The 419-nt window shown below is 63.2% G+C and carries 1 pseudogene; it reads left to right on the top strand.

The window, feature by feature from the left end:
* Positions 1-419: pseudogene (locus OC610_RS28920) on the top strand (phage tail protein); the annotation flags it as partial.

Genomic DNA, 419 nt, shown 5'->3' with positions numbered 1-419 from the left:
GCCGAATGCCAACCCATTGATTCCGAAAAACACCCCGTTCCGCATCAACAGCTTCACCACCCAGGCCCAGTTGGACCCGACCGGTGCCGAGGCGGGGACGTTGTTCCACGCGGTCTACCAGATTCTCAAAGTGGTCAAGGTGCCGGTGTACGTGGTCATCGTCGAAGAGGGCGCGACACTGGCCGACACGCAGAACAACGTGATCGGCGGCATCGAGGCGCAGACCGGGCGCAAGTTGGGCCTGGCGGCGTTGAGTGGCGTGGCGGAAGACCTGACGATTATCGGCGCGCCGGGCTTCACTGGCACCAAGGCCGTGGCCGGAGAGTTCGCTTCGTTCGGCAAGCGTATCAAGGCCCGTGTGGTGCTCGACGGCAAGGACGCCTCGGTCGCTGATCAAGTGACCTACAGCCAGGAACTGG

Origin of the sequence: Pseudomonas agronomica, assembly GCF_025917275.1 — a bacterium.
In the GTDB taxonomy this organism is placed as follows: domain Bacteria; phylum Pseudomonadota; class Gammaproteobacteria; order Pseudomonadales; family Pseudomonadaceae; genus Aquipseudomonas; species Aquipseudomonas agronomica.
Note: the sequence above shows the minus strand (reverse complement) of the source record. Positions and strands in the feature narration are given on the sequence as shown.